Raw genomic sequence first — 4,158 nt, 5'->3', positions numbered from 1 at the left:
CAGCCGCGGCCACAGCAGGGCGAGGAAGGCCGCCACCGCGGCACCGTCGAGGCCCCAGCGGCGCGGGTCCCCCAGCGCGTCGCCGAGCAGCGCCCCGGCCAGCGTCATGGCGTTCCAGCAGGCGAACACCCCCAGCCCCGCCGCCCAGAAGCCGCGCCGCCCCTCGTCCTCCCGCGGCTGGGCGGTGGCCACCGCCGTGGACTCGTCGATGGTCAGGTGCGCGACGAGCGGGCGGCGCAGCCCGCGCGGGCGCAGCAGCGGGCTCAGCTGCAGGCCGTAGAAGCCGTTGCGCACCCCGAGCAGCGCCGCGCCCGCGGTCGCGGCCGCCCCCGAACCGCCCGCGGCGACCACCCCGACGAAGGCGAACTGGGAACCGCCGGTGAACATCAGCAGGCTGAGGGCGCAGGTCTGCGCGACGGACAGCCCGGCGGCCACGGACAGCGCACCGAACGAGATGCCGTAGAGGCCGGTGGCGATCCCGACCGACAGCCCCTGCCGCACGGCCGGGCCGGGGCGGCGCGCTTCGTCGCGGGGCACGCGCCGATCGTCGCACGGCCCGGTCGGACGTGGGAGAACGCTCTCCCCGGCTCCGCGGGGGCCCGATGCCCTAGAGTCTGGCCGCACTCGCCCCCGCGGGCCGCCTCCGGGCGGGACCGAGGGGGCCGCAGCAGCGCAGGGCGTTGAATCACCAGCCCCCACACCTGCGAGCACGGCCGCCACCGCGCGGTCCCCCGCAGGCCGGGCCTCCGGAGGAGGAGGCCGGGAGGGAGGCAGGGGTGCGGGCCGCAGCAGCGCCGGTGGGCGGGTTCGGGTACGACCGGGCGACGGGTCAGTGGTCCTGGTCGGACGAGCTGTTCTCGATCTTCGGCTTCGAGCCCGGGCAGGTCGTCCCGACGACCGCCCTCATGGCCAGCCACGAGCACCCCGACGACCCCCAGGGCTTCGCCGGCACCCTCGAGGAGCACGTCCGGCGCGGCCACCCCTTCAGCCTGCTGCACCGGCTCGTCGACGCCGCCGGGCACGAGCGGTGGGTCACCTGGGTCTGCACCGGCCGCCCCGCGGACGACGCCGAGCCCGTGCGGGGGGTCGCCGCCGACGTCAGCTCCCAGCAGCAGCGCGCGATCACCGACCAGGCCAACCGGCACGTCAGCCGCGCCCTGGCCTCCCGCGAGGTCATCGACCAGGCCAAGGGCGTCCTGATGCTCGTCTACCGGGCCAGCGGCGAGGAGGCCTTCACCCTGCTGCGGTGGGCGTCGCAGCGGGGCAACGTCAAGCTCATCGCGATCGCCGAGCGCCTGCTGCGGGCCGTGCGGGGCGGGGTGGACGTCGGCCCCGGGGCGCGGGAGCACGTGGACGACGTGTTCTCCGCCGTCCTCGGCGGGGAGGGCGGGGACGCGGGCGGCGGGCTGCACGAGCCCGGCGCCCCCGCCGACGGGAGCGGCGCCCGGGCGCCGCGGATCCAGGCCCACCTCGACGTGCTCGGCCGCGCGGTGGTGCTGCGCATCTCCGGCGAGGTCGACCTCTCCACCGCCCCGGAGTTCTCCGGCGCCCTCACGCGGCTCGTCGCCGCGGCCCGCCCGCCCCAGCCGCTGGTGGTGGACCTGCGCGGGGCGACGCACCTGGGCTCGGTGGGCGTGGCGATGCTCGGCCTGGCCCACCGCAGGTCCGAGTCGGTGGGCGCCGGGCTGCGCGTCGTCACCGGCCGCGGTGCCGCCGCCCTGACCCTGACCGCCGGTCACGGTCTGGACCTCTACCCCAGCGTGGAGCGGGCCGTCGGCGGCTGAGCCGGGACCGCCCGCGGTACCCGCACGGGTCGTCGACGAGGAGGTCGCGCCGTGACCGCACCGCTCGACGTGGTGGCCGCCCTGCAGCGCGCCCTGCTGCCCCACCGCCTGCCGGTGCTGCCCTGCGCGGACGTCGCGGCCCGCTACCTCGTCGCCGGCGCCGAGCGCGGGGCCGGCGGCGACTGGTTCGACGCCCTCCCCGTCCCCGGCGGCGGCGTGGCGCTCGTCGTCGGGGACGTCGTGGGCCACGGGCTCGCGGCGGCCGCGACGATGAGCCAGCTGCGCGCCGTCGTCGCCCAGCGCCTGCACCTGGGCGCGAACGTCGCCGAGGCCCTGGCCGACCTCGACGAGGCGGCGGCGCTGGTCCCGGACGCCGCCGGCACCACCGTCTGCGTCGCGCTGCTCGACCTGCCCGGTGGGCGGCTGGTGCACGCCACCCGCGGCCACCCCGCCCCGCTGGTCGTCGGGGGTGCCGGCGCCCGCTTCCTGCCCACCACCGGCGGCGGCCCGCTGGGATCGGGCGTCGCGGGTGCGCCGGTCACCGGCCGGCTGGACCCCGACGACGTGCTGGTCCTCTTCACCGACGGTCTCGTCGAGCGCCCGGGGCGCCCCCACGCCCAGGGCCTGGCGGACCTGGCCACCGCCGGGGTGGACGCCGCCGCCGGCCGGGTGCCCGCCCCCGAGGGCACCGGCACCGCCGAACGGGTCTGCGCGCACGTGGCGGCGGCGCTCGCCCCGGGCGGCGGCGGTGACGACGCGACGGTCCTGGTGGTGCAGCTGCGCCGCCCGGTGGCGCCGCTGCGCGTCGTGGTGCCCACCGACGCCGAGGCGCCGGGCGGGGTCAGGTCCCGGCTGCGGGCGTGGCTGCGCGCCCTCGAGGTCACCGACACCGACCGGCTGGCCCTGGAGCTGGCCACCAGCGAGGCGGTGGCCAACGCGGTCGTCCACTCCGGCTCCACCGCGCCCGTGGAGGTGGTGGTGGAGCTGGGCACCGACGGCGCGGCGCACGTGCTCGTCGCCGACGGGGGGCGCTGGGTCGAGCCGCGCGCGCTGCCCGGGGAGCACGGCCGCGGCCTGGGCCTGATCGCGGCCCTGACGCGGCACCTGGTGGTGGAGCACCGCGGGGGCGGCACGGTGGTGCGCTTCCAGCGCGCCCTGACCCGGTCGGTGCCGCCGACCCCGGCGACGTGGACGCCCCCGGCGGCCGCCGGGGAGCCGTTCGCCTGCGAGCTGCTCGACGAGCGGCCGCTGCGGCTGCGGGTGCGGGGGGAGGTCGACGCCGCGGGCGCGGACCGGCTGGGCGCGGAGCTGTTGCGCGCCGCCCGCGGCGGCCTGGTGCCGGTGGTGGCCGACCTGGACCGGGTGACGCACCTGGGCAGCGCGGGGGTCCGGGTGCTGGCGGAGGTGGTGCGCACCACGGCGCGGACGGGTTCACCGGTGCGGCTGGCGGCCGCCGGCGGGACCGCGGCGGCCTTCGTCCTCGACCTGGTGGCCCTGCCGCGCGTGGACCGGACGGGGGATCCGGCGACCGGCTGACGCAGATCTCCCCACGTCGGGCACAGGAACCTCCCAGCGCTGCCGCCTACGCTGTGTGCGTGCCCCTGCTCTCCGCACTGCCGGTCGCCGACCTCGCAGCACAGCTCGCCGCCGCACCGGCCGCGCCGGCGCTGCTGCCCGAGTGGCTCAACGCGCCGACGCTGCTGCAGCAGCTGGGCGACTTCGCCCTGTGGGGCGCCGTGCTCATCGTGTTCGCCGAGTGCGGCCTGCTCATCGGCTTCTTCCTGCCGGGTGACTCCCTGCTGTTCACGGTAGGGCTCTTCACGACGTACGACCCGCCGATCATCACCCAGCCGGTGTGGCTGGCCTGCATCCTGCTGACGGTGTCCGCGTTCCTGGGCAACGTCTGCGGCTACGAGATCGGCCGGCGCGCCGGTCCCGCGATCTTCGAGCGGCCCGGGTCCCGCTTCTTCAAGAAGGAGCACGTGGAGAAGACCGCGCTCTTCTTCGAGAAGTACGGGCCGCGCGCGATCATCCTGGCCCGCTTCGTCCCCGTGGTGCGCACCTTCATCACCGTGACGGCGGGCGCGGCGCGCATGCCGCGGCGCACCTTCTTCGTCTTCAGCGCCATCGGCGCGGTGCTGTGGGCCACGGGCGTGACCGTCCTGGGCGTGCTGCTGGGCGGCATCCCGCTGGTCCGCGAGAACATCGAGCTGGGCCTGCTGCTCCTGGTGGCCGTCTCCGTCCTGCCGATCGGCATCGAGGCGCTGCGCGCCCGCTCCAAGTCCCGGCGCACCGCCCGCGCCAGCTCCGCCGCGGCCGCCACCGCCGCTCCGGCCGCCCCCGCCGCCGGCCCCGTGGCCCCCGCGCCGCGCCC

Annotated in this window: 4 protein-coding genes; 3 read left to right on the top strand and 1 reads right to left on the bottom strand. The window is 77.9% G+C overall.

What is annotated here, in order from left to right; genetic code table 11:
• On the bottom strand, positions 1-537 hold a 537-nt coding region (locus ABEB16_RS04325), incomplete at its 3' end, for an AzlC family ABC transporter permease (RefSeq protein WP_345711038.1).
• A gap of 239 nt (positions 538-776) precedes the next feature.
• Here ABEB16_RS04325 and ABEB16_RS04320 point away from each other — a divergent pair.
• The 3 genes from ABEB16_RS04320 to ABEB16_RS04310 form a co-directional block, all read left to right on the top strand.
• Entirely contained in the window at positions 777-1,784 is a 1,008-nt protein-coding gene (locus ABEB16_RS04320) for an ANTAR domain-containing protein (RefSeq protein WP_345711037.1), read from the top strand.
• 51 nt (positions 1,785-1,835) lie between these two features.
• On the top strand, positions 1,836-3,320 hold the full coding sequence (locus ABEB16_RS04315) for a SpoIIE family protein phosphatase (RefSeq protein ID WP_345711036.1): 1,485 nt from the start codon (positions 1,836-1,838) through the stop codon (positions 3,318-3,320).
• Between the two features lie 77 nt (positions 3,321-3,397).
• The coding region (locus ABEB16_RS04310; RefSeq protein WP_345711039.1) for a DedA family protein at positions 3,398-4,158 on the top strand (761 nt) is incomplete at its 3' end.

Origin of the sequence: Kineococcus glutinatus (assembly GCF_039542765.1) — a bacterium.
GTDB lineage: Bacteria > Actinomycetota > Actinomycetes > Actinomycetales > Kineococcaceae > Kineococcus_A > Kineococcus_A glutinatus.
This window is presented reverse-complemented; position numbering and strand designations above follow the sequence as displayed.